Here is a 24,442-nt window from a genome sequence, read left to right on the forward strand (position 1 = left end):
CATGAAAATTATGTTTAATAAACAATTAATTAGAATAGGTTTCCTTTCTATCACAGCCGGTGTATTTTTGGTGGCATGTACAGATTTGGAAATCAAAGAAACTGACTCTATCATAAGTGATGGCGGCGGTGAAGGATTTAATGGTGTCGAAAATGTCGATGCGTCTATTACTAATGTCTATAATGCTTTAAGAGGACATTTGGAATCTCAGGATAACTTCTTTGCTTTACAGGAAGTATCTACTGACGAAATGTTAGTTCCTACTAGAGGTACTGACTGGGGTGATAATGGTATTTGGAGAACTTTGCACCAACATACCTGGACACCTTCACACCAATATGTTTTAACGGTATGGAACCAAATGAATCAAAATGCGTTTCTGGCTACAGAAATCATTGATTCAAGAAGTAATCCTTCCACAGAACAAAAAGCGGAGGCTCAATTTTTACGCGCTTATGCTATGTATCAGGTAATGGACCTTTATGGCCAGGTACCTTTTAGGGAGCCTGATGAAGGCCCTGAAATAGAGCCAACGGTGCTTTCTAGAGCCGAAGCCTTTGATTTTATTTTAGCTGATTTAAACGATGCTATTGCAGGTCTTCCCAGTTCAGCCCCTAATAATGCAAATACAAATACGGCAACTAAAGAGGCAGCTCAGTTCTTAAAAGCCCGGTTACTACTCAACAAATTTGTTTATGTGGGTGCAGCCGGACCGGAAACAGCAGATATGGATGAGGTCATAAGTCTTGTTGACGCGATTACAAATTCAGGCTATCAGCTTCAGGAAGGATATTTTGACATCTTTAAAGAAGACCAGGATACTGAAACCATATGGTGGATGGCTTCAGGTGTTGGAAACAGAATCTGGAATGGAATGCATTACAATCAGATTTCACCGGATAACACAGGAGGTGGATGGAATGGCTTTTCTACCTTGGCAGAATTTTATGACCTGTTTGAAGGGGATCCGAACTCAAATAATATAGGAGACGGACAAGAAGAAAGAAGAGGTTGGGTGCCGGATGAAACCAATGCTGATGAAACAAATTTAGGGATTGGCTATGGATTTCTTATAGGCCAACAATACAATGTGGATGGAGAACCACTTCAGGATCGTGCTAAAAACCCATTGATATTTACAAAAGAGCTTCCCGGATTGGTAGGTAATAATGAAAGAACCGGTATTAGAACAATCAAATACCATCCTGTAAACGGAGGTTTTACCGGTCATCAAATCATTTTTAGATATGCTGATGCTTATTTAATGAAGGCTGAAGCCATGGTTTGGAAAGGTGAAGATGCCTCAGCTATGGTGAACACTCTTAGGGATTTGAGAAAAGCACAGCCTCTTGCTAGTGTTGATGCTCAAGCCATCTTAGACGAAAGAGGAAGAGAACTATGGGTTGAATTCGTTAGAAGAACTGATATGATCCGTTTAGGTCAATTCGGCAGAGATTGGGAATTTAAAGATCCTACAGCTGTGAATGACAAAACCAAAGAACTATATCCTATTCCTTCGAATGCGATTTTATCAAACACTAATTTAGTGCAAAATCCTGGTTACTAATAAACTATAATTGAAGTGAATTAAAAAGGCTGCCAATGGCAGCCTTTTTTTATGGTTTTAATCCCGTTATATCTTTCCTGTTTTAAAAATAAAACCCTGATTATGCAAATTCTCAATCCTAATAGAAGGGTCCTTTTTAAAGTATTTCCTTAAATGAGAAATAAAAACATTCAAACTTTTCTTTGCGAAGAAATCATTCTGCCCCCACAGGCTGTGAAGAATTTCTTTATGAGAACAAAGTTCTCCCTGTTTTCGAACGAGTAAGTCCAATAATTTATTTTCACGCAGGGTCAATTTCTGAATGCTCCCATCTTTATAGACCACTTCGTGCCTTTCTGTATAAAACATATAATCACCGATAACATATTCATTAACTTTTTTCGTTCCATCCTGTGTCTTTGATCTATACAAGGTTTCTAACAGCGTATTTAGTCTTACTACCAGCTCCTCCTCATCGATTGGTTTTTTTAAATAATCAACTGCTCCTAAAGAAAAGCCCTTCAATACATCAACCTTCAGTGATCGTGAGGTAAGAAAAATAAAAGGTATTTCGGGAAAATCTTTTTTTAGATCTTTAGCCAGGGTAAAACCATCCATCTCGGGCATCATCACATCAAGTATGATAAGATCAAAAAAATCTTTTTGAATCATTTCCAAGGCAGCTTTTCCGTTTTTGACCCATACAATATCAAACTGCTTCATTTTCAAGTACTCTGATAATAAATACCCCAAGGATTCATCATCTTCTACCAATAATATGTTCCTGTTTTCAACCATCTTACAGCAAGGGAAGTTTTATGATAAATGTTGATCCTTCATTTAGTTTACTCTGTACCTCAATACTCCCTTTATGCAAATGTACAATCCTTTTCACATAATGTAAACCCAAACCATAACCCTTTACGGTATGGACGTCACCAACTGAAATCCGATAGTATTTGTCAAATATTTTATTTAGGTCCTGAGACCCTATACCGATTCCTTTATCAGCAACTTCAATAACAAGATACTTTCCTTCTGTAAAAGCTGAAAATGAAATATCTGCATGATCTTCGGAGTATTTGGATGCATTTTCAAGTAAACTGTTGATCGCATTTTCGATATGGTATGCGTCACCCAAAATCATCAACGAATCCCCTTGTATCCGACTATTAAATGTAAAATTGTTCAAGGCTGCCTGCTGCTTAAAATTTGCAGCAATATTCGATAATATGGGCTTGATATCCAGTTTCTCGTGCTTGACAAAGCCTTTCTTTTCCTCAATCACTCCTATTTCCAAGACCTTGTCTATCTGAGTTTTGAGTTTATCTACCTGGGCCCTGATCAGGCTGATCAATGGTTTTTGATCTTCATTACTTTTTTCTTCCAGTATCTTTGTCGCCACCCCTATTGCGAAAACCGGAGTCTTGAGCTCATGTGTTAAATTGTTGATGAAGTCATTCGTGGTGGTAATCAAGTTGTTCTGCAAATAAAAAGCCCTGTAGACCCAAAGAATTACCACAATGATCATGACGATAAAAATGATGCTGGGGATGGTCAGGCCATTTAATTGAGAGAGAAAATATCTGTTTACGTTTTGAAATTGCAATTCCAATACAACTCTGCTCTTCATGAGATCCGGCAGGTATCCTTCAAGGACAACAGGGTATTTAAGTAGTTTTTCATTGTCTGAAAACACCTTTTTTGATTGCATATACAGCGTTGAATCCTGACCGTACAGATTAAAACTAAAATCTATTTTAACTCCTTTTTGAAGTAATTTCTGTCTTAAGAAGTCGTCCATAAAATAGATGGAAGCATCCTGAAGACTATCTAAACTCAGCTTAAAATTAAGATCTTCTTTGGCTATGGCTGTTCCTACCAAATAGGTGAGTTCATTTCTTTGGAAAAGATCTTCCTTGATCTCCTTAACCGTCTCCCCTATCTTCTGGTTGAATTGAATTCCAGCCAGATTCAGTCCAATTTGGAAGTATTTATACTGAATAAAAGAAAGACCAATTATCGCAACAATAAATATTATGATATACAAGTGTTTTTTAGCCATTTTCCAGGTGAGAAAATATTTGTGCCCTTTTATTAATCTTTGATTAACCTTTTTAACTTTTGCTTAAACCTTTTAAACTCTTGTTAGGTGCAAAGTAAGGATTAATGGCCTAATTTAGCCGAAATTTCATAGATTATTTTGAGTCTTCTATAAAAATAAAGCCGGCAGTAGTTGGCTTTTTTTCATACTATTGCACAACTAAAAAATAGAATTGATCAGAATGCACACGGATCAATTAAATTAGAAAATACAATTTTGAATAACGTAATTTACAAGTTCTTAAACCATATTGTTTTCGACGGAAGGAAGTTTGTTTTTATCACTATAGCCTCCTTGGTTGTGTTGATATTATTCGGTTCCTGCAAACAGCGCACTGCTCCCCTATTTGTCTTGAAAAAAAATTCTGGTATTGATTTTAAAAATCAACTGGATCCAAGCCTGAAATTGAACATACTTACTTATATCTATTATTACAATGGCGCAGGCGTTGCCTCAGGAGATTTTAACAATGATGGTTTGATCGATCTTTATTTTACGGGAAATCAAATTGCTGACCGGCTTTACTTGAATGAAGGAGCACTAAAATTTAAAGATATAACGATTCCTGCCTCCATAAGAAATGACCAAGGCTGGACAACCGGGGTAAGCCTTGTCGATATCAACAATGATGGCCTTCTCGATATTTATATATGCAAAGTGGGGCAATTTGAGTCCATCACCGGAAAAAACCTGTTGTACATCAATCAAGGCCTTGATGAAAATTCCATTCCATATTTCTCAGAAGAAGCCGAAAAATATAATCTGGCCATTTCGAGTTTTGCAACTCAATCAAATTTCTTTGATTATGACCTCGATGGTGATCTCGACATGTATCTTCTCAATCATTCTGTATATCCAAACAGAACTTATGGAAAAGGAAGTTCACGCCAGCAAATTGATTCAGTTGCAGGAGACATGCTGTTTGAAAATCAGGAGGGCAAGTTTGTGGATGTCAGTCAAAATGCCGGAATTTACCAGGGAAGAATCGGGTATGGTTTGGGCCTGGGGGTGAGTGACCTCAATAATGACGGATATCCGGATATCTATGTGGGCAACGATTTTTTTGAAAACGATTATTTATACATCAACCAACAAGACGGAACCTTTAAGGAGGTCATTTCAGCTGATGAGCATTACGTAGGCCATACCAGTCATTTTTCTATGGGAAATGATATTGCAGACATAGACAATGATGGCTGGCCGGATATTATTTCACTCGATATGCTCCCTGAAGATTTAAAATCATATAAAACATCCGGAAGAGAATACAATAACGAGGTTTATGAGCAATATCTCAAAAATGGATACAGACCGCAATACATGCAAAATATGCTCTTGCGCAATAACCAGGGAGAATACTTCCAGGAAACAGCCTTTGCCTCGGGTATTTCGGCCACAGACTGGTCATGGTCACCTTTAATTGTCGATCTGGATAATGATGGTTATAAAGATGTATATATTACCAACGGAATTCTCGGGGCCACAAACGACATGGATTTTATTAATTTTATAGCCAACAGAAAAATTCAGGAACAGCTGGGAAAAGGTATGAAGGAAAAAGCACTCCGATTTTCCGACCAATTGCCAAGCCGCAAATTATCGAATTATTTTTTTAAAAATAACAGTAATCTCAGTTTTACCAATAATACCGCGAAGTGGTTTGAGGAGCTTCCTTCTTTTAGCAACGGAAGTATTTACGCTGATTTAGATAATGATGGCGATCAGGATCTTGTCGTGAACAACGTTAATTCCAAAGCATTCGTTTTAGAGAATAAATCGGATGAATCTTTAAATCGATTTATAAAAATAAAATTTAAAGGCCCTGAAAAAAATACCATGGGTATCGGAGCTAAAATAAAGCTCGTTTCAGACACTTTGTCTATTTATCTTGAAAACTATACCTCAAGAGGTTATTTGTCGGCTATAGCCCCTGAATTAACCATTGGGATAGGTGTCAGAAACGGTGTGGATTCTTTAATGGTTGTATGGCCGGGGGGGCGATTTCAGCATATTCAAAACATCAAAGCGGGATCAACTTTAGTTTTAGACCATCAATTGGCTTCAGAAAGCACCATAAGTGATGGGGTAAAAAAACCAACTTCACTGACCCCTTCCCACATATCCATGAACTTTCAACACCATGAATCACCTTCTTATGAATTTGGAAGAGAACCTTTGATTCCTTATTCAAAAGGAGCCGAGGGGCCAAAAATAGCTGTTGCTGATATCAATAGGGATGGTTTAACGGATGTGTATATCGGCGGAGGGAAAAAACAATCCGGCCAGCTGTTTCTTCAGGACAGGGATTCAATATTCTATGTCTCTGAGCAGGCTGATTTTGATCAGCACAAAGACAATGAAGAGACCGATAACCTGTTTTTTGATGCTGATAATGACGGGGACCCGGATCTTCTAGTCGTTTCCGGAGGAAATGAATATCTTCAAGGTCAGGGGTTACGGCCTCTGCTTTATTTGAACGAAGCCGGAACTTTTAAGCTGAGTGCCAACTTTCCGGCTATTGAAGTAAATGCCTCTGTGGTAAAAGCTGCAGATTTGGATCAGGATGGGGATCTGGATTTGCTTATTGGTTCAAACGCAGTACCTCGAAGGTTTGGTCGATCAGCCAAAAACTATGTGCTTTACAACGATGGCAAGGCTAATTTTATTGACCAAACTACCCTAAAAGCTTCGTCTTTTGAAGGAATCGGATTGATTGAAGATCTCGAAATTGTAGATCTTAACCATGACGATTTACCTGATGTAATTGCTGTTGGTCATTGGATGCCGATTCGTATTTTTTTAAATTCAGAAAAAGGACTGGTCCTTGATTCAGGCTGGAATTTGGAAAATACCTCCGGATTGTGGAACTCCGTTCGGGCTGCCGATTTTGACAAAGACGGTGACCTGGATTTTATAGCCGGGAATTGGGGGCTCAATACCAGACTCAAGGCAAGTGTCAAACATCCGATGCAACTCTATATTGCCGATTTCGACCAGAATGAAAAAGAAGAGGCCATTCTCACCTATTATCAGGAAGGCGTCGAAACCGTTTTTTCTTCAAAAGATGACCTTGCAAAACAGCTTCCATCCATTAACAAAAAGTATTTGTCTTATACTGATTTCGCCCAGGCATCCTTTAAGCAGCTATTTGATCATAAAATACTAAAGAAAGCCCTTAGGAAGGAAGTCAATGAGCTTTCGAGTTGCTACTTTGAAAATACGGGTAATGGTCAATTCCAAATGCATTCACTGCCCTTTTTAGCACAATTATCATCGGTAAAAACCATCTATATCAATGATTTTAACCAAGATGGATTTGCGGATGCCCTGATAGGTGGAAATGACCATGGTATCAGTACCCAACTCGGAAGATTAGATGCCGGGCACGGAATGATCCTCATCAACGACACTAAGGGGTCCTTTGAAACAGATCATGGTATTTGTCCAAATATATCAGGAAAGGCAAGAGACATTAAAGAGATAGAAATAAATGGCGAAAAATACCTGATCATTGCCTTAAATAATGCGTCACCTCTATTCTTAAAAATTAATAACTAAAAAAGAACATATTTCACATGAAAAAATTAACAGTGCTGTTTCTGATACTAACCCTCTATTTCTACTCATGCGAGACGGGGAACAAGCTGGATGATGTCGCGACAGACAATACTCCTGCCTTATTTACCCTGATGTCTCCTGAAAGATCCGGGTTTGATTTTATGAATGAAATTGTTAATCAAAAAGATTTCAATATATTCAAATATAGAAATTTCTATAACGGCGGAGGGGTAGCCATTGGAGATATCAATAACGATGGCCTGGCAGATATATATATGACAGCGAACATGGGCCCCAATAAATTGTTTTTAAACAAGGGAGATTTTCAGTTTGAAGACATCTCAGAAAAGGCAGGCATTAAAGGTAACAAACCCTGGTCAACAGGCGTAACTATGGCTGATATCAATGCAGATGGCTTGTTGGACATTTATGTGAGCAATGCGGGGAACATGGAAGGCAACAATCATGATAATGACCTGTATATCAATAACGGTGATCTTACATTTACCGAATCTGCTACCCAATATAATTTAGCTCATACGGGTTTCAGTACTCATGCCACCTTTTTTGACTATGATAAAGATGGTGATCTTGACGCTTATATTCTTAACAATAGCAATATTCCCGTGAGTTCCCTTGGTTATGCAGAACAAAGACAGGTCAGGGCACAAGACTGGCAGGGAGTGCCCGATATATTCAAAGGCGTTGGGGATATGTTGCTTGAGAATAAAAACGGAGTATTCACAGATGTCAGCGAAAAAGCAGGGATTTATGGAAGTCTTATCGGTTTTGGCCTTGGCGTCATGATCAGCGACGTAAATGATGATTTGTATCCCGATATTTATGTGTCAAATGATTTTTATGAGCGGGATTATTTATACCTCAACAATCAGGACGGCACTTTTACTGAAGACATTAAAAACTGGACATCCCACTTATGCCTCTCTGCTATGGGAGTAGACATGGCCGATATAAACAATGACGGCTTGGCTGATATTTTCATAACCGACATGCTTCCTGAAGGAGATCAACGCGTAAAATCAGTCATGGAGTTTGAAGGATACAATATTTTTAAACTCAAGCAGAGTAAAGATTTTCACCAACAATATATCCAAAATACACTACAGCTAAACAACGGTAACGGATCGTATTCTGAAATTGCCAATTACAGCGGAGTTTCTGCCACAGATTGGAGTTGGTCCGGTCTGTTATTTGATATGGACAATGATGGTTTTCGAGACATCTTTGTTACAAATGGTGTCAATCATGATCTCACAGATCTTGATTTTGTCGATTTTTTTGCCAATGAAATCATTCAAAACATGGCGCTTACAGGTAAAAAAGAAGCCATTGATTCAATCATCAATAAAATGCCCATCGCACCTCAGGCAAATTATGCCTATAGAAACAATCATGATATTACGTTTAGCAATGAAACCAAAAACTGGGGATTTGACCTTCCGAGTTTGTCAAATGGAGCTGCATATGGAGATCTTGACAACGATGGCGATTTAGATTTGGTGATCAACAATGTAAACATGAAATCATTTCTTTACAGGAACAATTCAGACAGCCTGAGCGATCATAATTATATCAAATTAAAATTTAATGGTGATCAGAAAAATCCTTTTGCAGTGGGTACCAAAGTAAAACTGTATCATCAGAATTCTGTCATTCTCCAGGAATTAATCCCATCGCGAGGCTTTCAATCATCTATGGATTATGTGATGACAATAGGTTTGGGAACTATCCAAACCCTGGATTCTCTTCGCGTGATCTGGCCAGATGATCAAACAGTGAAGTTAGAAAATGTCCAGACCAATCAATTTCTTACGTTCGATCAGCGTGATGCCAAAGAAAAATACCTTGCTGAGAACACAACAAAAATTTTAAAATTACTCAATGAAGTACCCAATGACAAGCTTGAGTCTCACAGAGAAAATAGCTATAATGATTTTGATTTTGAAGGCCTTATTTCGAGAAAAATTTCTCAGGAAGGGCCCGCAATGGCCATTGGAGATCTTGATGGAGACGGAAATGAGGATATCTTTATAGGGGGGGCGAAAAATCAACCCGGTTATATCTATCTTCACCAGGGAAACGGGCAGCTTGAAACTACTATACAAAAGGCTCTTGAACTGGATATTATCTATGAAGATACCGCCGCATCATTCTTTGATGCAGATGGTGATGGAGACCTGGACCTTATGACAGGGTCTGGAGGAAATCAGGTTGGAGAAGAGAAAAACTATAAGATCAGGTTATACCTCAACGATGGAAAAGGTTCCTTTACAAAATCCGGTACTAGCCTTTCTTCCAATTTTAAAAACATCTCGGTCATCAGTCCCAACGATTTTGACAATGATGGTGACATCGATGTATTCGTGGGTTCGAGAAGTGTTGTCGGTGTTTATGGCCTCGATCCAAACCATCTGTTTTTAGAGAATAACGGAGATGGTACTTTTTCTGATGCTACCGAAAGGCTGGCCTATGATTTAAAAAATGCAGGCATGGTTACGGATGCCATTTGGGCAGATATCAATAACGACCAGAAAATGGATTTGATTACTGTCTCCGATTGGGGGACTCCGCGTATTTATAAAAATAGTGGCAGGCGTTTATCTTTATTATCCAGTGACTTGGAAGAACTTCATGGCTGGTGGAATGTAGTAGAAAGTGCAGATTTGGACAACGACGGCGACATAGACCTTATTTTAGGAAATCAAGGATTAAATACGCTGTATAAAACTGAGGCTGATAAGCCCATGAAAATGTGGGTCAATGATTTCGACAATAACGGAACTTTTGAACAAATTGTAACAAGAAATATAGATGGTAAAGATTATCCTATTCACATGAAGAAGGAGCTCACCACCCAAATGGTTTCCCTCAAAAAGCAAAACTTAAAGGCATCGGAGTATGCAAGAAGAAGTATTGATGAATTATTCCCCAAAGAAGTTTTTGAAAAATCAATTATGAACAAAACAACCTTAGGTGAATCAATTATTGCCATTAACGAAGGAGGCGGAAAATTTAAGGTTAAAAATTTACCCAATTGGGTACAGTTGTCCTGTGTTTGCGGGATCACTTGTACTGACCTGAATAATGACGGAAATCTAGATTTGATACTTGGCGGTAATAATTTTGAATTTAAGCCACAATACTCAAGAATTGATGCAAACTACGGAAGTGTTTTACTTGGAAACGGAAAAATGGATTTCGAGTGGCAACAATACAATACCAGTGGCTTCTATATTAGGAATGAAATCAAACACATTGGACAGTTCAAAGATAAAAACAACAATATTTATATCATTACAGCAATAAACGATGATAAACCTAAGATTTATAAAATTGAAAAATAGACATCCTGTTGGCCTTTTGCTTTTTCTGTTGATACTTGGCTGCAGTAAAAAAGAAGGAGAGCTATTTAAAAATCCTCCTGCCGATCAAACAGGAATAGATTTTGTGAATACCATCACCGAAACGGACGATCTTAACATCCTGGATTACTTATACTTTTACAATGGAGGTGGCGTCGCCTTGGGAGACATCAATAATGATGGTTTAACAGATGTGTTTTTTACCGGAAACCAGGTTAAAAACCGCCTCTACCTCAACAAAGGAAATCTAAAATTTGAGGATATTACAGAAAAGGCCAATATTGCCGGAAACAGTACATGGAACACAGGAACAATCATGGGGGACGTGAATGGAGATGGCCTTTTAGACATCTATGTTTGTGCTGTTGTGGGACTAAATGGTTTCAATGGTTTTAATGAATTATATATCAATAACGGGGATCTTACATTTACCGAAAGTGCCGAAAAATTTGGTCTCGATTCAGAGTCCTACAGTTCATCAGCCGTTTTCCTGGATTTTGATTTAGACAACGACCTCGATATCTATATCTTGAATCACGCTGTCCATACCCAGGAGTCTTTTGGAAGATCCGATTTAAGGGAAAAAAGAAATTATCAAACCGGAGACAAGCTGATGCGAAATGACAACGGGGTGTTTACGGATGTAAGTGAAACTGCAGGTATATATGGCGGCGTTAACGGATATGGACTGGGTGTTGCCGTAGCCGATTTTAATCAGGATGGATATCCCGACATCTATGTGAGCAATGATTTTCACGAAGATGATTATTACTACCTCAATAACGGTGATGGAACATTTTCAGAAAAGCTCAAAGATTATTTTGGCCATACGACCCGGTTTTCCATGGGGAATGACGCGGCCGATATCAATCATGACGCCTGGCCTGATATTCTTTCACTGGATATGCTTCCTGAAGACGAAACCATTTTAAAATCATCAGACGGTGATGAAAGCCTGCAAATTCTTGATATCAGAGTAAAACAATACGGGTACCATTATCAGTTTACCAGAAATATGCTGCATATCAACCAGCCCAACAGCAATTATGTTGAAACTGCCTTGCTTAGCGGAGTAGCGGCGACAGACTGGAGTTGGAGTGGTTTATTTGCCGATTATGATCAGGATGGAGAGCAAGACCTGTTTATCTCAAATGGTATTCCAAAACGACCCAATAATCTTGATTTTATCAAATTTATATCCAGCGACCAGATCAAAAATAAAATTAACAATTCCCGACTTGTTGATCAGGAAGCCATTGATATGATGCCTTCGGGCAAAAGCCATAATTACATTTTTAAAGGTGGGGATGATATCATTTTTAAAGATAAATCCGGAGACTGGACCGTAAAAGATTCATTGATCTCAGGGGCCACAGCCATTGGAGATCTTGACAACGATGGTGATCTGGACATCGTGATCAACAACATTAATGACCCTGCTTCTTTATATATCAACAAGACCAATAACAAAGCCAATTATCTCAAAATAAAATTCGACTATATAGCGCCGAATACTATGGGTATAGGAACCAAGGTGTTGTCTTATCACCAGGGAAAGCTTCAGTACAAAGAATTGTATACCGGCAGAGGCTTCCAGTCATCTTCAGAACCCCTGATTCATTTTGGCTATCAAAACACCACCAAAATAGATTCAATTCGCGTGATATGGCCCGACCGTAGCACCCAATTACTGACTGATGTTCCTGTCAATCAAAGCCTTGTGCTTCAACCTCAAAATACAGTCCCCTTCGACTACGCCCAACTTCAGCCAAAAAACAAACTTCTATTTGCCAAAACAAAAAATAATTTAGGTATTTCTTATGAACATAAAGAAAATCGATTTAACGATTTTAACCGGCAGAAGTTAATTCCTTATAAGGTTTCCGATCGCGGACCGGCAACGGCTGTAGGTGATTTAAACAATGATCAGCTTTCGGATATTTTTATCGGAGGATCTAATGGAAACCCTTCAAAGGTCTATATACAGAAGGATTCTGTTTTTAGTGAACAAATTATACCCGACATTCTGAACGATTCGCTCAAAGAGGATGTCTCGGCTATCATTGCTGATCTTAATGGTGATGGAAAACATGATCTTTTTGTAGGGTCAGGGGGGGCAGGATTTCACATCAACACAAAACCTCTTCAAGACAGCTACCTGATCCAAAATGACACAGCCTTGTTCAAGGCCCAATTGCCCGATTATTTTGGAAACGCATCGGTCATTAAAGCACATGATATTGATCAGGACGGTGATTTGGACCTTTTTGTGGGCAGCCATGTGGTTTCCAACGAATTTGGAAAAATTCCTGAATCATATCTGCTTATAAATAACAATGGACAGTTTGAATTACAGGAACAGCCGGAACTAAAAAACGTGGGTTTTGTAACAGATGCCGTCTGGACTGATTTTGACTCAGACGGTCTTAGCGATCTCATTGTGGTAGGTGAATGGATGGAGCCAACTTTTTTTAAAAACAATCAAGGCCTTTTGCAAAAAACAACGTTGATGGATCAATCGCTAAACGGCCTTTGGCAGAAAATTTACCCTTTTGATATCGACAGGGACGGGGATCTTGATTTTCTTTTGGGCAACTGGGGAACCAACACAAAGTTTAAGTCAAGCGCGACTTATCCCATGAAGATGTATTATCATGATTTTGATCAGGATGGAAAAACTGAAACCATTGTTGCCATCGAAAAAGACGGAAAATATTATCCGCTGCCCGGTTTAGACGAGTTAAGCGGACAAATGGTCAGGTTTAGAAGAAAATATACCAGCTACAAGGATTTTGCGGGAAAAACAATGGAGCAAATATTTGATAAAAGTGTTTTAAAAGAGGCAAAAGTTCTAAGCGTTGATGATTTGCATTCGGGGTATTTAAAAAATGAACAGGGAAAATTTATATTTGTTCCATTCCCTGTCAAAATGCAAGTTTCACCCATTACGTCTTTTTGCAGTTTTGACTTCGACAAAGACGGTCAAAATGAAGTCCTTGCGGCAGGAAATTATTTTGGAGTGCAACCTTTTCATGGCAGGTTTGACTCTTTCTCGGGAGCACTGATCAAAAATGAAACTGATATGCAACTTGGGTTTCAAATTGGGCTTGACTTTACCGAAAAAGCTGTTCGGCAACTCAATATCATTACATTAAAAAACAAACCCTACTTGCTGGTAACCGTCAATAGCGGAATGACCGAAGTATACGATCTTAAAAATTATTAAACTGACAAAAATGAAACACCTATTATTCCTTTTACTAAGCTTAAGCATTTTAGCTGCCTGCTCTAAAAAAAGTGAGCCCATTGTAATTACAGCAGAAGATTTTCATCACTCTGTAGATAAGGTAGGAGAAATCATGGTACATGATATATTTTCTCCACCAGTGGCAAGCAGGGTTTTTGCGTATCCGAGTATTGCTGCCTACGAAATTATTGCAAAAAATAATGATACATACCGATCTCTTGAAAACCAATTGACCGGTCTAACTCCAATTCCTGAGCCTCCTGCCGATCAACCCATCAATTTTCAGCTCGCTGCCTTGATTGCCCATATGGACCTTAACAAACGACTCATATTTTCAGAAGAAATTATCGAGGTTTACAGGGATAGCCTGTACGAAGTCTGGGAAAAGAAAAATTCAAATGAATTTAAGGCATCCAAGACCTATGGCCTTCAGGTTGCAGCACATATTTATTGGTGGATGGATCAGGATAATTACAAACAAACGAGAACCATGTCGAAGTTTTCAGTAGATACTGAAGATCCTTCAAGATGGCAACCCACGCCCCCCTCCTATATGGATGGTTTAGAACCTCACTGGAATAAAATAAGGCCTTTTGTAATCGATTCTGCCGCCCAGTTTAAACCAGTGCCTCCACCACCTTTCAGTATGGAGAAAGATTCTGATTTTTATAAAGAACTGAAAGAAGTATACGATATCAGTAATGAGATTACCAAAAGCGGAGATGAATCTGAAGAAGTGGCCATGGCCCAATTCTGGGATTGTAACCCCTATGTTTCTGTATCGCGCGGCCACCTGATGTTTGCGACAAAAAAAATCACACCAGGAGCCCACTGGATCGGCATTACCAAGATTGCCTGCAGACAGAGCAATTACGATTTTGACGACACGGTTCACGCCTATGCCAAAACTTCTGTGGCCATAGCTGATGCATTTATTAGTTGTTGGGATGAAAAATACCGCAGTAACCTGATCAGGCCTGAAACCCTGATTAATCAATATATTGATGAGTCATGGAAACCTGTATTGCAAACACCTCCTTTTCCTGAATACGTAAGCGGTCATTCAGTGGCTTCGGGTGCTGCCGCAGTTGCCTTAACAGATATTTTCGGTGATAATTTCGAATTTGACGATGATACCGAATTGCCCTATGGCTTACCCGTGAGAAAATTTAAATCTTTCAATGAAGCCGCGAACGAAGCTGCCATTAGCAGAATGTACGGAGGGATTCACTATCGTGCAGCCGTTGAAGTAGGTATTGAGCAAGGCAGGAATATTGGCGGTTTTGTGGTTGAAAATTTACATATGTTTAATTAAAAAATATCTCTTGAAAAAAAGTATCGTATTAATTAGTGTGTTATTATCGGGGTTCCTGGTTTGGTACTTGTTTATAAAACCTTATGACTATTTGGTAACCTTCAAAGCCAAGACCATTCCCGGAGTCATTAATCAAAGCCTTAAATTGTGGAATACTTCACTCGAAGGAGCCAAAATTGAGAGTACAGAGGATATCTCAGTGCTTAAACAAACCGTTCCTTACCGTGATTCGACATTTTTATATCAGTATAAAATTAAACCCATTAGTGATTCAACATCGATCGTTAAAGTTTATGTTACTGATCTAGACCACAGTTTTATGAACAAGCTAAGCCACCCATTTTCGCATACAGATTTTGAAAAAAGGGTTAAAAACAGCATGGTTGAGTTCTCTGATAAATTAAATGAGCATATTTCAAGGTTTACAGTAAAAGTTGAAGGTGAATCTGAAATTAAAGAAACGTATTGCGCTTATATCAGTATAGAATGCCGGCAGATAGAAAAAGCCCTGGGCATGATGAAAAACTTTACCTTATTAAGCGGCACTTTACTTGCCAACAATATAGAATTGAACGGGAGACCCTTTATTTCTGTTAATAACTGGGACATGAAGAATGATCGTATTCAATACGATTTTTGTTATCCTGTGAAAAACAATGATTCATCCTTTCAACATCCAAAGATTGCTTTCAAAAAAATCAACAGAAAAAAAGCCCTGAAGGCTATTTATAACGGAAACTATATCACGTCAGACCGAGCCTGGTATGCCTTGTTGGACTATGCAAACAAAAACAATATCAAACTTGAACAAAAACCATTTGAGGTGTTTCAAAATAATCCGAATATGGGAGGCGATGAACTTCTGTGGACCACTGAAGTATATTTGCCAATCATCGAAAATTGATTATAGGTTTTAAGAATTAAAAAAACTGTTTCAAACAAAAAAGCCTCTGCACATGTGCAGAGGCTTTTTTGTTTAAGGAAATAAAGTTTATAACTCCTTTATCTTTATATTTTTATAATGCACTTCATTATCATGATCCTGGAAACCAATTTTACCAGGCCCAGGACTGGCAAAATCCTCCAATTCTGAAAATTTACTTTTGGATATCATGTCATTCCATTCTTCAGAATTTATATCATAACTTACTACCTTGGTACCATTGAGCCAATGCTCTATTTTACCTTCCTTCTTAATGATTCGTACTTTATTCCACTCACCAAAAGGTTTTACACGCACGGGGTCAGCAGCTATTAAATCATAAAGATCTCCAGCTCTATGCTTGTAAATAAGTCCATCTCTGTGACCTTCATTATCCATAACCTGCATTTCCGGGCTTGTCTTCCAAATTTCATCATATTTTGGATCTTCTTTTACAGTGTAAAACAATCCGTTATTTCCTGCTTTTGATATTTTCCATTCCAGATTGAGCTCAAAGTTTTCATACGACTCATCAGAAACAATGTCTTCACCACCATCTTGTACTTTATCCACAGGTCCTATTTCAACCTTTCTTCCTGCGACATAAAACTCAAACCTTTCTCTGCCTTCAAAAACCAAAGCCCCATTTTCGGCCTTCCACTTTCTTCCGATGGTACCAGGTTTGTTATATGTATGCCATCCATTAGTTGTTTTCCCGTCAAATAATAATTTCCATCCTTCCTTAATCTCATCGTCCGACAGGCTATTGTCCGCCTGGCGGGCAACTGTCGTTGATTCTTCTTCCCCTTCCCAAGGATGCACCGTCAGCGCATCTAAATTATTGAAAACATTATCAGGAACCACTTCAAAATTCTCTCCATCTTTTGACCATTCCAGAACAAGATAAGGATCCATGTTTCCGGGAAAATACTCAAACTCAAAAATGGTTGGGCCTGAATCAAGATACATTTTACCTTCATTGACCTGTTTCTTGTCTGTATCCTCTACCTTAACAATTTCCTTGTTATTTAATCTCATTAAAATCTTACCAGCACTGTTAAGCCTGAAATAGTAAGTTCCTTTTTCCTCTATATCGAGACTTCCCATCCCATAAGCATAAAAATTTTGTTTGTCGCCCCAAAACTGATCAGGGTCTGTCAAGTTTAAATTTCTAAGCAATCGGGTCTCCTTTAAAATGTTTTTATCCACATCATCCGGAATCATTGTGTTATTCACATCAATAAAAATAGCCTCATAAATACCCTGGGGTTTGTCTACAGTTACCAAGTCCTGTTTCTTTTCATTTTTACAGGCAACAATTGATACAATAATCGCAAGCAGCATAAATATCTTATTCATAAATGAATTTTAGTTGTTATTAATTTTCTTAAGTTTCAAAAGAAAAGATTACATTTCTTTAACCTTGATACTTCTGAACCAAACATCATCTCCATGATCCTGAAGCCCAATCAATCCTTTTTTAGCAACGTTTGCCCAATCAGGATTATACTCTGGGAATTTACTGTTTTTGATCATTTCATTCCATTCAGGTGTCCATAAATGATACTCTACAACCTGTTCACCGTTTTGTCTGTGAATAACAGTTCCCTTATAAACAAGAATTTCCACACTATTCCATTCCCCTGCCGGTTTAGTGTTCTGTGGTTTGGCCGGTATAAGATCATACAACGATCCTGCCTTATGATTTCCATCTTTCCCTAACTCGGCGTCAATGTGTCTCTCATTATCCAGTACCTGCATTTCTGGAGCTGTTCTCCAAATTTTATCCTTTCCTTCCTGCGCCAGATAAAAAATACCTGAATTTCCTCCCTCTCCAATTTTCCACTCAAGCTTTAGCTTAAAATTCTCAAAGGGTTTATCATAAACTATATCCCCTCCGTTTTCTGCCCCGGCTTCTCCCCGACCGGATGCAACACAATATAGGGTACCATCCACAATTTTCCAGTTTTCCGGAAACGTTTCTTGGTTATAACCTCTCCAACCCGTTGACGATGTTCCGTCAAACAGTAACATCCAACCATCTGCTTTCTCTGCCTCTGTTAGGGTATTAGGAGCAGCTACTTCAACAACTTCCACAACTTCTTCAACAACTTCTTCTGCAGGTGCTTCCTTTTTGGCACCTCCTCCGCAACTCACCATAAATGCAGTTGTTGCGATTCCAATGGCAATTACAAAAATTCTTTTTTTCATTTTATTTGAATTTTATTCGTTTTTAAGTTAATTATTAATCTTATTGTAAAATACTGAACCTTAAATTTTTGAAGTTAATTCTTCAAAACTAAAGCTCAGTATTTCATGCTGTATAACATTTATTATTTAGGCATTGGTGGTAATTCCCAGCCATCTCTATACGTATGCTTAACCAATTCCTCAGCATAGGCACGTGCATTCATTGGGTCGGTATAATCCTTTTTAAAGGTTGGATGCCCTTCATGAATTTCAAATCCATCTTTGATGATATTTGTGATCTTTTCATCGGCTCCAATATTGGTAAACTTCATGTTTTCACCATCCCATTCAAGCGTCTTGTTGAGATCCTGAAGACGAACAGCCAACACACCCATAACCACCATTTCATTAAACGGACCTGCCTCAGCAAAATCTGAAGTACAGGGTTTTCTGTTTTCCGGGCTTTCTTTACAAGCTCTAACCCAGTCCATTTCATGTGCACCTTTGTTCCAGGCCAATCCTGTTTCTTCTTCCACGCGTCGTTCTGTTTTTGCAGGAGTCACTTTTTTACCTGATAACAATTCCGGCTCGACACCGTAACAGCCTGTATGAAGAATATCTTTTGTACCATAGAAGTAAGTACCTCCACCGCTTTTATTTGGATTCTTACCTGCTGGCCAGTTATCCGGTAATTCAGGTTTAATTCCACCGTCATACCAATGAACATCTACCTCAGGTAATTTTATCTTACCAACGCTTCCTCTGTCAGGGAAGGTTAATTTGGCTGCCTGAGCCACAGGAGCAGAATCGTTCAGCAATAAAGACGAACTCGCCTGAACCTTTGTAGGATAACCTAATTTTAAACCTTCAAATACAGGGTGAAGTATATGACAAGCCATATCTCCTAAAGCTCCAGTACCGTAATCCCACCAACCTCTCCAGTTCCATGGATGGTAAACCTCATTAAACGGACGCATTTTTGCAGGCCCTGTAAACAAATCCCAATTCAAAGTGTCAGGAATCGGATCTACAGTTTCAGGTGTGTTTAATCCCTGAGGCCAGATTGGGCGGTCAGTAAAAGATTCTACTTTTACGACGTCTCCCAAAGCACCACTCCACAAAATTTCACAAGTCTCAGCAACACCGGCACCTGAAGCACCTTGATTACCCATTTGAGTCGCCACTTTGTGAGTTGCAGCCAGTTTGGTCAATAATCTTGATTCATAAACAGAATGTGTCAAAGGTTTTTGAAGGTATACGTGTTTTCCCATGGTCATGGCATGGGCAGCTGTGATGGCATGTGTATGGTCTGCTGTTGCAATGACTACTGCATCAAACTGATCTTCCATTTCTTCATACATCTTACGCCAATCCCAGTACTTTTTAGCTTTTGGAAATTCATCGAAGGCACCTTTGGCATACTTCCAGTCAACATCGCATAAGCCCACAATGTTTTGTGATGTTAAATTCCTGAGGTTTGCTAATCCCATACCCCCAACACCAACGCCGACAATATTTAATTTATCACTTGGTGCCATATGACCTAATCCACTTACAGCGAACGAGGGCACAATGGTAAAAGCCGCACTTGCGGCAAGGGTCCGGTTTACAAAATCCCTTCTGGAAATTGAACTCTTTTTATCATTCTTACTCATAATATTATAAAACTTAATTAATTAGAAAAAATCGGTGATCTATATGTGTTTATTTTAAATTCTGATTTATGCTCAGGCGAAATTTAATGAAAACCTCCTGAAAAAATATCATCCTCATACCAACTATCTGATCCTTAAGGTGACATTATCTTGTTTTTTTTATCGCAAAAGGTAAATATACTAACTTATACTTAAAAATCTTTGATTCTGAATTAGAAATATGCCCCTTTAGCAGCCAGTATTCTTCCCTTTCACATGGCGCCATCGACACAAGAGAATATTATTCCAACTCCCTGATCTTTATATTTCTGAACCAAACCCCATGAGCGTGATCCTGAAGCCCGATATGACCCTTTCTCTGAGTTCCAAAATTCTCCCAGCCTTTAAATTTCGAATCATTGACAAGTGCCTCCCAAGCCTCACCGTTTACCGGATATGATACAATCTCCTTCCCATTAAGACTTACACTTCCTTTATTGTTCTTATGATCAATACGAATCAAGAAATGATTCCATTCGCCTGCCTTATGCATCAGATCCTTTTCGGGCCCTGTGATGCCAAAAATCGCCCCTGACATTTGCTTCTTATCGTTAAATTCAGGAATATTGGTATAATCTCTTATCTGAATTTCGGGAGCCGTCATATAGGGAACTACGTATTTCTCATCTTCAAGTATGCCGTAAAAAACACCACTGTTACCATCTACAGAGATTTTCCATTCCAGGGAAAGTTCAAAATCTCCATATTGTTTATCTGTAATCAGGTTGTTCATACCCTGATTCTGGTCCGGATCGGGAAGGTAGTACATGACCCCGTCCTTAATCTTCCACTGATCTGAAATCGTATCTGTTAAATAGGTATGCCAGCCGTCAAAGCTTTTGCCGTCAAAGAGATGGGTCCATGCATCTTCGGTAACAACCTCTGTACGTTGTTCGATTCCTTCAGAAGCCTTGTCCTTTTGTTTACACCCCCAGACCAGCGCAATGACTGACATTAGAATTATATATTTTCTCATGCTGATGTGTTCATTTATTCGATCATAACTTATCCAAAGTTTTCCAAACATTCCCTTCTGCATTCGATGCAACGGTTTGTTCTATAAAATTCATTCCCCTTATTCCATCGGTTATGGTTGGAAATTCTCCCGGGTCATAGGGCTCGCACTTGATGGCTTTTGCAACCCCTTTATAGATATTACCCATCGCGTCAAATATTCCTTCAGGATGTCCGGGAGGTAATTTTGTTCCCCCCAATGACAAGTCACTGTTGTAAGCATGTCCCGGTTTAAGTATCCTTAATGGCTGCCCGTCTTCCAACAGAAACAGATAATTAGGATTTTCCTGTTCCCATTTTACACCGGCTTTTTCGCCGTATATTTTTACTATAAAACTATTTTCTTCACCCGTGGCAATCTGACTGGCCCTGATGACACCCTTGACTCCATTAGAACAGCGGATCAAGACAGTGCCGTCGACGTCCATTTTATTATCTTCATACAGGTAATTTAAATCTGAAAGCACCTTGCTAATATGCAAGCCTGATACAAATTCAATCATGTCAAAGGCATGGGTTCCAATATCACCAATACAGCAACTGATCCCGGACTTTTCTGGCTGTAAACGCCATGTTGCCGCTCTTTTTGCCGGATCGTGAATTACAGGATTGATCCATCCCTGATAATATTGAACATCTATTTTTTGAATCTTACCCAATTGCCCTTCTTCGATCATTTTTCTCATTTGACGAACCATCGGATAACCGGTATAGGTATAAGTTACCGCAAATACAGAATTCGAAAGATCCTGAGTTTGCTTTAATATAAGCGCTTCCTTATATGAGGTGGTCAATGGTTTTTCACAAATAACATTAAAACCGTTTTCCAATAGTTTTTTTGCCATTGGAAAATGAAGAAAATTAGGGGTGAGAATCGAAATCACCTGCATCCGCTTATTTTCGGGCAACCTGACCTCCTCACTCACCAATTCGTCAAAATCCTTGTAAATACGATCGGCAGGGATACCAATTTTTTTAGCGAAACCTATGTTCTCTTCCCATACTGGGTTAAAAACACCCCCTACAATCTCATACTGGTCAAACATATTTGAAGCTACCCGATGCAGCACACCGATTAGGGAGTCACCTCCACCGCCTAAAATACCCAGCCTGATTTTTACACTCATATCGCTTTTCAAGTAGATGGGCTATTTGAGCTTCGCAGCCGAGTCAAGTAATAATTTTTTTGTAGCATTGATCCCGTCAATTTCAGATAGATTTTCCCCTTCGTATTCTACCCCAATAAAACCTTTATAACCTGCATCTTTTACGATCTGTAACATTTTGGTATAATCGATTTTTGGCTGCTTCCCATTTTCGTCAAAGTCATAACTTTTAGCGCTCACCGCTTTTGCATAAGGCATCAACTCACCAACACCTTTATAAATATCATAAGGATCTTCACATTCTTCACTGTTGATCGACCCATACCCTTCTGTCATACAGAAATTACCAAAGTCAGGCAAGGTGCCGCAATTCGGCATATTTACCCTGGCCATTACTTCGGCTAACCATTGCCCATTGGAAGTGTATTCGCCATGATTCTCAACCAATACATTTATTCCCTGCGTAGCTGCATAGGTCGACAAAGCTGTTAAACCTTTGACTGCAGCTTCAGCAACTTCCTCGGCAGTTCCTACGCCATGAGCATTCACCCTGATCGAATGACAACCTAAGAATTTGGCAGCATCGACCCATTTCTTATGATTTTCTATCGTTTGAGCCTGTTCTTCTTCGTTTAATGTCGCCAGGTCCCCTTCCTCGTCTACCATGATCAAAACATTGGTTACATTATATGTTTCGCTCTTTTCCTTTAATATTTTTAGCATCATGTCCATGGCTACTTTTGGGTCTGCATCCTTTTTCAATTCATCAGTATATAACTGGCTCACATATTCAATGCCTTCAAACCCAAGTTCACTGGCTTTTTGAGCAAAATCATAAGGGCTCATTCCCTCTTCCTGAATGGCATTATGAAGCGACCATTGTGCCAAAGACAATTTAAAAAAGGGTTCCTTAACTTCTTCTACCTCCTCATTAACTACATCAGGAGTAGCTTCTTTTTGTTTGTTTCCACAACTAAAAAATGTGAACATCAAAATTGCCATCAACAGGTAAGATCCTTTTACCATTATATTTGCTTTTTTCATTTTTAAAAATTTATTGGATTTGTGAGTGTGAATGTAATGGATAATTCACTGATTAATGTGTGTTTTTATTCAGTGAAAGAAATTATACAATATGAACCCTAAACTGTTTTATATTAACTTCTTGTATATAGGGCAAAGATGAAGATGAAACGTCTGTATCATAAATTTTCAACTAAATATCAAACATTCGTTTTAAACTCCAGTGGCGTGCATTTTTCCTGTCTCTTAAATACAGTCGAAAAGTATTGACTGGTTGCAAAACCACAACTATAGGCCACTTCGGCCACACTAAGTTCAGGGTTTTTACTCAATATTCCTTTCGCCATTTCTATCCTTTTCATGGCAAGGTACCTCATCGGTGTAGTGTTTGTCAACTGACGGCAATGATAGGTGAATCTTGTAAGCCCCACACCTGCCGATTCTGCCATTCGTTCTATGGTCCAGTTTTCGGATAAATTCTTATCCAGTTCGCCCAGAAACAATTTGACGCTTCTCGAACTGTCGGTCAGCGCTTCATTAAATACCACTTCTTTTGAATCGACCAATTCCAACAATAAAATTAACAATTCATTGACCAGTAATCGGATTTTAGAGGCACTGCTCCCCTCGACATCACGATCAACTGCTGTTCCGATTTTATAAAAACACTCTCTGATCCTGCTGTTTGACTGCCATAGCCATTGATCGTCCTGCCTGAGGATTTTTGTCAACCTGCTAAGGTCATTTTGAGTCATCATGATCCATTCGGGCCATACCCATTCCTGATGGGGCCTCCTTATTCCCAGGTCAATAATGACCCAATAAAATTTACCCATTCCTATGGCAGGGTTCCCAACTTTATGAGCCTCCCAGGGGCGCGTAATGGTAAGGTGATTAGGCAAAAGGTCAGTCTTTTTGTTCTCTTGAGAATAAGGCATTGAGCCAGATTCCAAAAAATGAATTTCAATCCCTTCATTTCGATGCCAGTTCAGCCCCCAATCCTGAGGTTCCATTGCATTCCAGTAGCCTATAGAGTTTAACCCAAGTGTATCTTCAGTTAACCGGTCTCCCGGGTAGGTGTATCGGGCAAGGGCCTTAAATTTTAACTTTTCTCTGGAAACGGCATCGATCAGAGGCTGACAGGTGTCAGCATGATACACTATTCCTTCTGCCCTGTAGGGTTCTATTTCATGTATACTGTGTTTCACTGAAGTATTTTGAACATTTCCAATTCACAAAGTAATTGATTTGGTTTGGATTTTACAACATTATTTTGAAAATCAGATTTTTTGGCCTGTTGATATATGTTGTAAAACTTTACAGGAATTTTGTAGAAAAGA

General features: G+C 38.9%; 15 protein-coding genes. 6 read left to right on the forward strand and 9 right to left on the reverse strand.

What is annotated here, in order from left to right:
• Position 1: 1 nt before the first annotated feature.
• Positions 2–1,567, forward strand: coding sequence for a RagB/SusD family nutrient uptake outer membrane protein (locus AABB81_RS05405; protein ID WP_342159136.1), 1,566 nt, complete (start codon positions 2–4; stop codon positions 1,565–1,567).
• A gap of 66 nt (positions 1,568–1,633) precedes the next feature.
• Here the strand turns inward: AABB81_RS05405 and AABB81_RS05410 are convergent, their stop codons facing one another.
• Together AABB81_RS05410 and AABB81_RS05415 are read right to left on the reverse strand one after the other, a co-directional pair.
• Positions 1,634–2,344: a response regulator transcription factor gene (locus AABB81_RS05410; RefSeq protein WP_342159138.1), complete on the reverse strand. Its 711-nt coding sequence runs from the start codon at positions 2,342–2,344 to the stop codon at positions 1,634–1,636.
• 1 nt (position 2,345) lies between these two features.
• Entirely contained in the window at positions 2,346–3,596 is a 1,251-nt protein-coding gene (locus AABB81_RS05415) for a sensor histidine kinase (RefSeq protein WP_342159139.1), read from the reverse strand.
• Positions 3,597–3,866: 270 nt separating this feature from the next.
• Between AABB81_RS05415 and AABB81_RS05420 the strand changes: the two genes are divergently transcribed.
• Genes AABB81_RS05420 through AABB81_RS05440 form a run of 5 tightly spaced genes read left to right on the forward strand, consistent with a single transcriptional unit; the run spans position 3,867 to position 16,057 of the window.
• Positions 3,867–7,208: a VCBS repeat-containing protein gene (locus AABB81_RS05420; RefSeq protein ID WP_342159140.1), complete on the forward strand. Its 3,342-nt coding sequence runs from the start codon at positions 3,867–3,869 to the stop codon at positions 7,206–7,208.
• A 17-nt stretch (positions 7,209–7,225) separates the two neighbouring features.
• Positions 7,226–10,573, forward strand: coding sequence for a VCBS repeat-containing protein (locus AABB81_RS05425; RefSeq protein WP_342159141.1), 3,348 nt, complete (start codon positions 7,226–7,228; stop codon positions 10,571–10,573).
• Positions 10,539–13,817 carry a VCBS repeat-containing protein gene (locus tag AABB81_RS05430; protein WP_425287326.1) on the forward strand — a complete coding sequence of 1,093 codons (3,279 nt, stop codon included), beginning with the start codon at positions 10,539–10,541 and terminating at the stop codon, positions 13,815–13,817. Before AABB81_RS05425 ends, AABB81_RS05430 begins: the two co-directional genes overlap by 35 nt.
• A 10-nt stretch (positions 13,818–13,827) precedes the next feature.
• The gene (locus AABB81_RS05435; RefSeq protein ID WP_342159143.1) at positions 13,828–15,153 is read left to right on the forward strand and encodes a vanadium-dependent haloperoxidase; all 1,326 of its coding nucleotides are present in this window, start codon (positions 13,828–13,830) and stop codon (positions 15,151–15,153) included.
• A gap of 10 nt (positions 15,154–15,163) precedes the next feature.
• Positions 15,164–16,057: a GyrI-like domain-containing protein gene (locus tag AABB81_RS05440; protein WP_342159145.1), complete on the forward strand. Its 894-nt coding sequence runs from the start codon at positions 15,164–15,166 to the stop codon at positions 16,055–16,057.
• Between the two features lie 87 nt (positions 16,058–16,144).
• On the opposite strand, the gene AABB81_RS05445 is transcribed toward AABB81_RS05440, so the two are convergent.
• From AABB81_RS05445 to AABB81_RS05475, 7 genes are all read right to left on the reverse strand, one after another.
• Positions 16,145–17,434 carry a 3-keto-disaccharide hydrolase gene (locus AABB81_RS05445; RefSeq protein ID WP_342159146.1) on the reverse strand — a complete coding sequence of 430 codons (1,290 nt, stop codon included), beginning with the start codon at positions 17,432–17,434 and terminating at the stop codon, positions 16,145–16,147.
• A 48-nt stretch (positions 17,435–17,482) separates the two neighbouring features.
• Complete coding sequence (locus AABB81_RS05450) at positions 17,483–18,286, reverse strand: 3-keto-disaccharide hydrolase (RefSeq protein WP_342159147.1); 804 nt, start codon at positions 18,284–18,286, stop codon at positions 17,483–17,485.
• Positions 18,287–18,408: 122 nt separating this feature from the next.
• Entirely contained in the window at positions 18,409–19,920 is a 1,512-nt protein-coding gene (locus AABB81_RS05455) for a Gfo/Idh/MocA family protein (protein ID WP_342159148.1), read from the reverse strand.
• A gap of 280 nt (positions 19,921–20,200) precedes the next feature.
• Positions 20,201–20,935, reverse strand: a complete 735-nt coding sequence (locus AABB81_RS05460) for a 3-keto-disaccharide hydrolase (protein WP_342159149.1) — start codon at positions 20,933–20,935, stop codon at positions 20,201–20,203.
• A 22-nt stretch (positions 20,936–20,957) separates the two neighbouring features.
• Positions 20,958–22,100, reverse strand: a complete 1,143-nt coding sequence (locus AABB81_RS05465) for a Gfo/Idh/MocA family protein (RefSeq protein ID WP_342159150.1) — start codon at positions 22,098–22,100, stop codon at positions 20,958–20,960.
• Positions 22,101–22,121: 21 nt separating this feature from the next.
• A complete protein-coding gene (locus tag AABB81_RS05470; RefSeq protein WP_342159151.1) occupies positions 22,122–23,123 on the reverse strand; it encodes a sugar phosphate isomerase/epimerase family protein in 1,002 nt (333 codons plus the stop codon).
• 179 nt (positions 23,124–23,302) lie between these two features.
• Positions 23,303–24,310, reverse strand: coding sequence for a helix-turn-helix transcriptional regulator (locus tag AABB81_RS05475; protein ID WP_342159152.1), 1,008 nt, complete (start codon positions 24,308–24,310; stop codon positions 23,303–23,305).
• Between the last annotated feature and the right edge of the window lie 132 nt (positions 24,311–24,442).

The organism is Lutimonas vermicola (assembly GCF_038433205.1).
Taxonomy (GTDB): domain Bacteria; phylum Bacteroidota; class Bacteroidia; order Flavobacteriales; family Flavobacteriaceae; genus Lutimonas; species Lutimonas vermicola.

Coding starts and splice junctions, on each gene's coding strand:
- AABB81_RS05465 (WP_342159150.1), bottom strand. CDS start 22,100: ATGAGTGTAAAAATCAGGCTGGGTATTTTAGGCGGTGGAGGTGACTCC.
- AABB81_RS05455 (WP_342159148.1), bottom strand. CDS start 19,920: ATGAGTAAGAATGATAAAAAGAGTTCAATTTCCAGAAGGGATTTTGTA.
- AABB81_RS05405 (WP_342159136.1), top strand. CDS start 2: ATGAAAATTATGTTTAATAAACAATTAATTAGAATAGGTTTCCTTTCT.
- AABB81_RS05435 (WP_342159143.1), top strand. CDS start 13,828: ATGAAACACCTATTATTCCTTTTACTAAGCTTAAGCATTTTAGCTGCC.
- AABB81_RS05425 (WP_342159141.1), top strand. CDS start 7,226: ATGAAAAAATTAACAGTGCTGTTTCTGATACTAACCCTCTATTTCTAC.
- AABB81_RS05410 (WP_342159138.1), bottom strand. CDS start 2,344: ATGGTTGAAAACAGGAACATATTATTGGTAGAAGATGATGAATCCTTG.
- AABB81_RS05450 (WP_342159147.1), bottom strand. CDS start 18,286: ATGAAAAAAAGAATTTTTGTAATTGCCATTGGAATCGCAACAACTGCA.
- AABB81_RS05430 (WP_425287326.1), top strand. CDS start 10,539: ATGATAAACCTAAGATTTATAAAATTGAAAAATAGACATCCTGTTGGC.
- AABB81_RS05445 (WP_342159146.1), bottom strand. CDS start 17,434: ATGAATAAGATATTTATGCTGCTTGCGATTATTGTATCAATTGTTGCC.
- AABB81_RS05460 (WP_342159149.1), bottom strand. CDS start 20,935: ATGAGAAAATATATAATTCTAATGTCAGTCATTGCGCTGGTCTGGGGG.
- AABB81_RS05470 (WP_342159151.1), bottom strand. CDS start 23,123: ATGAAAAAAGCAAATATAATGGTAAAAGGATCTTACCTGTTGATGGCA.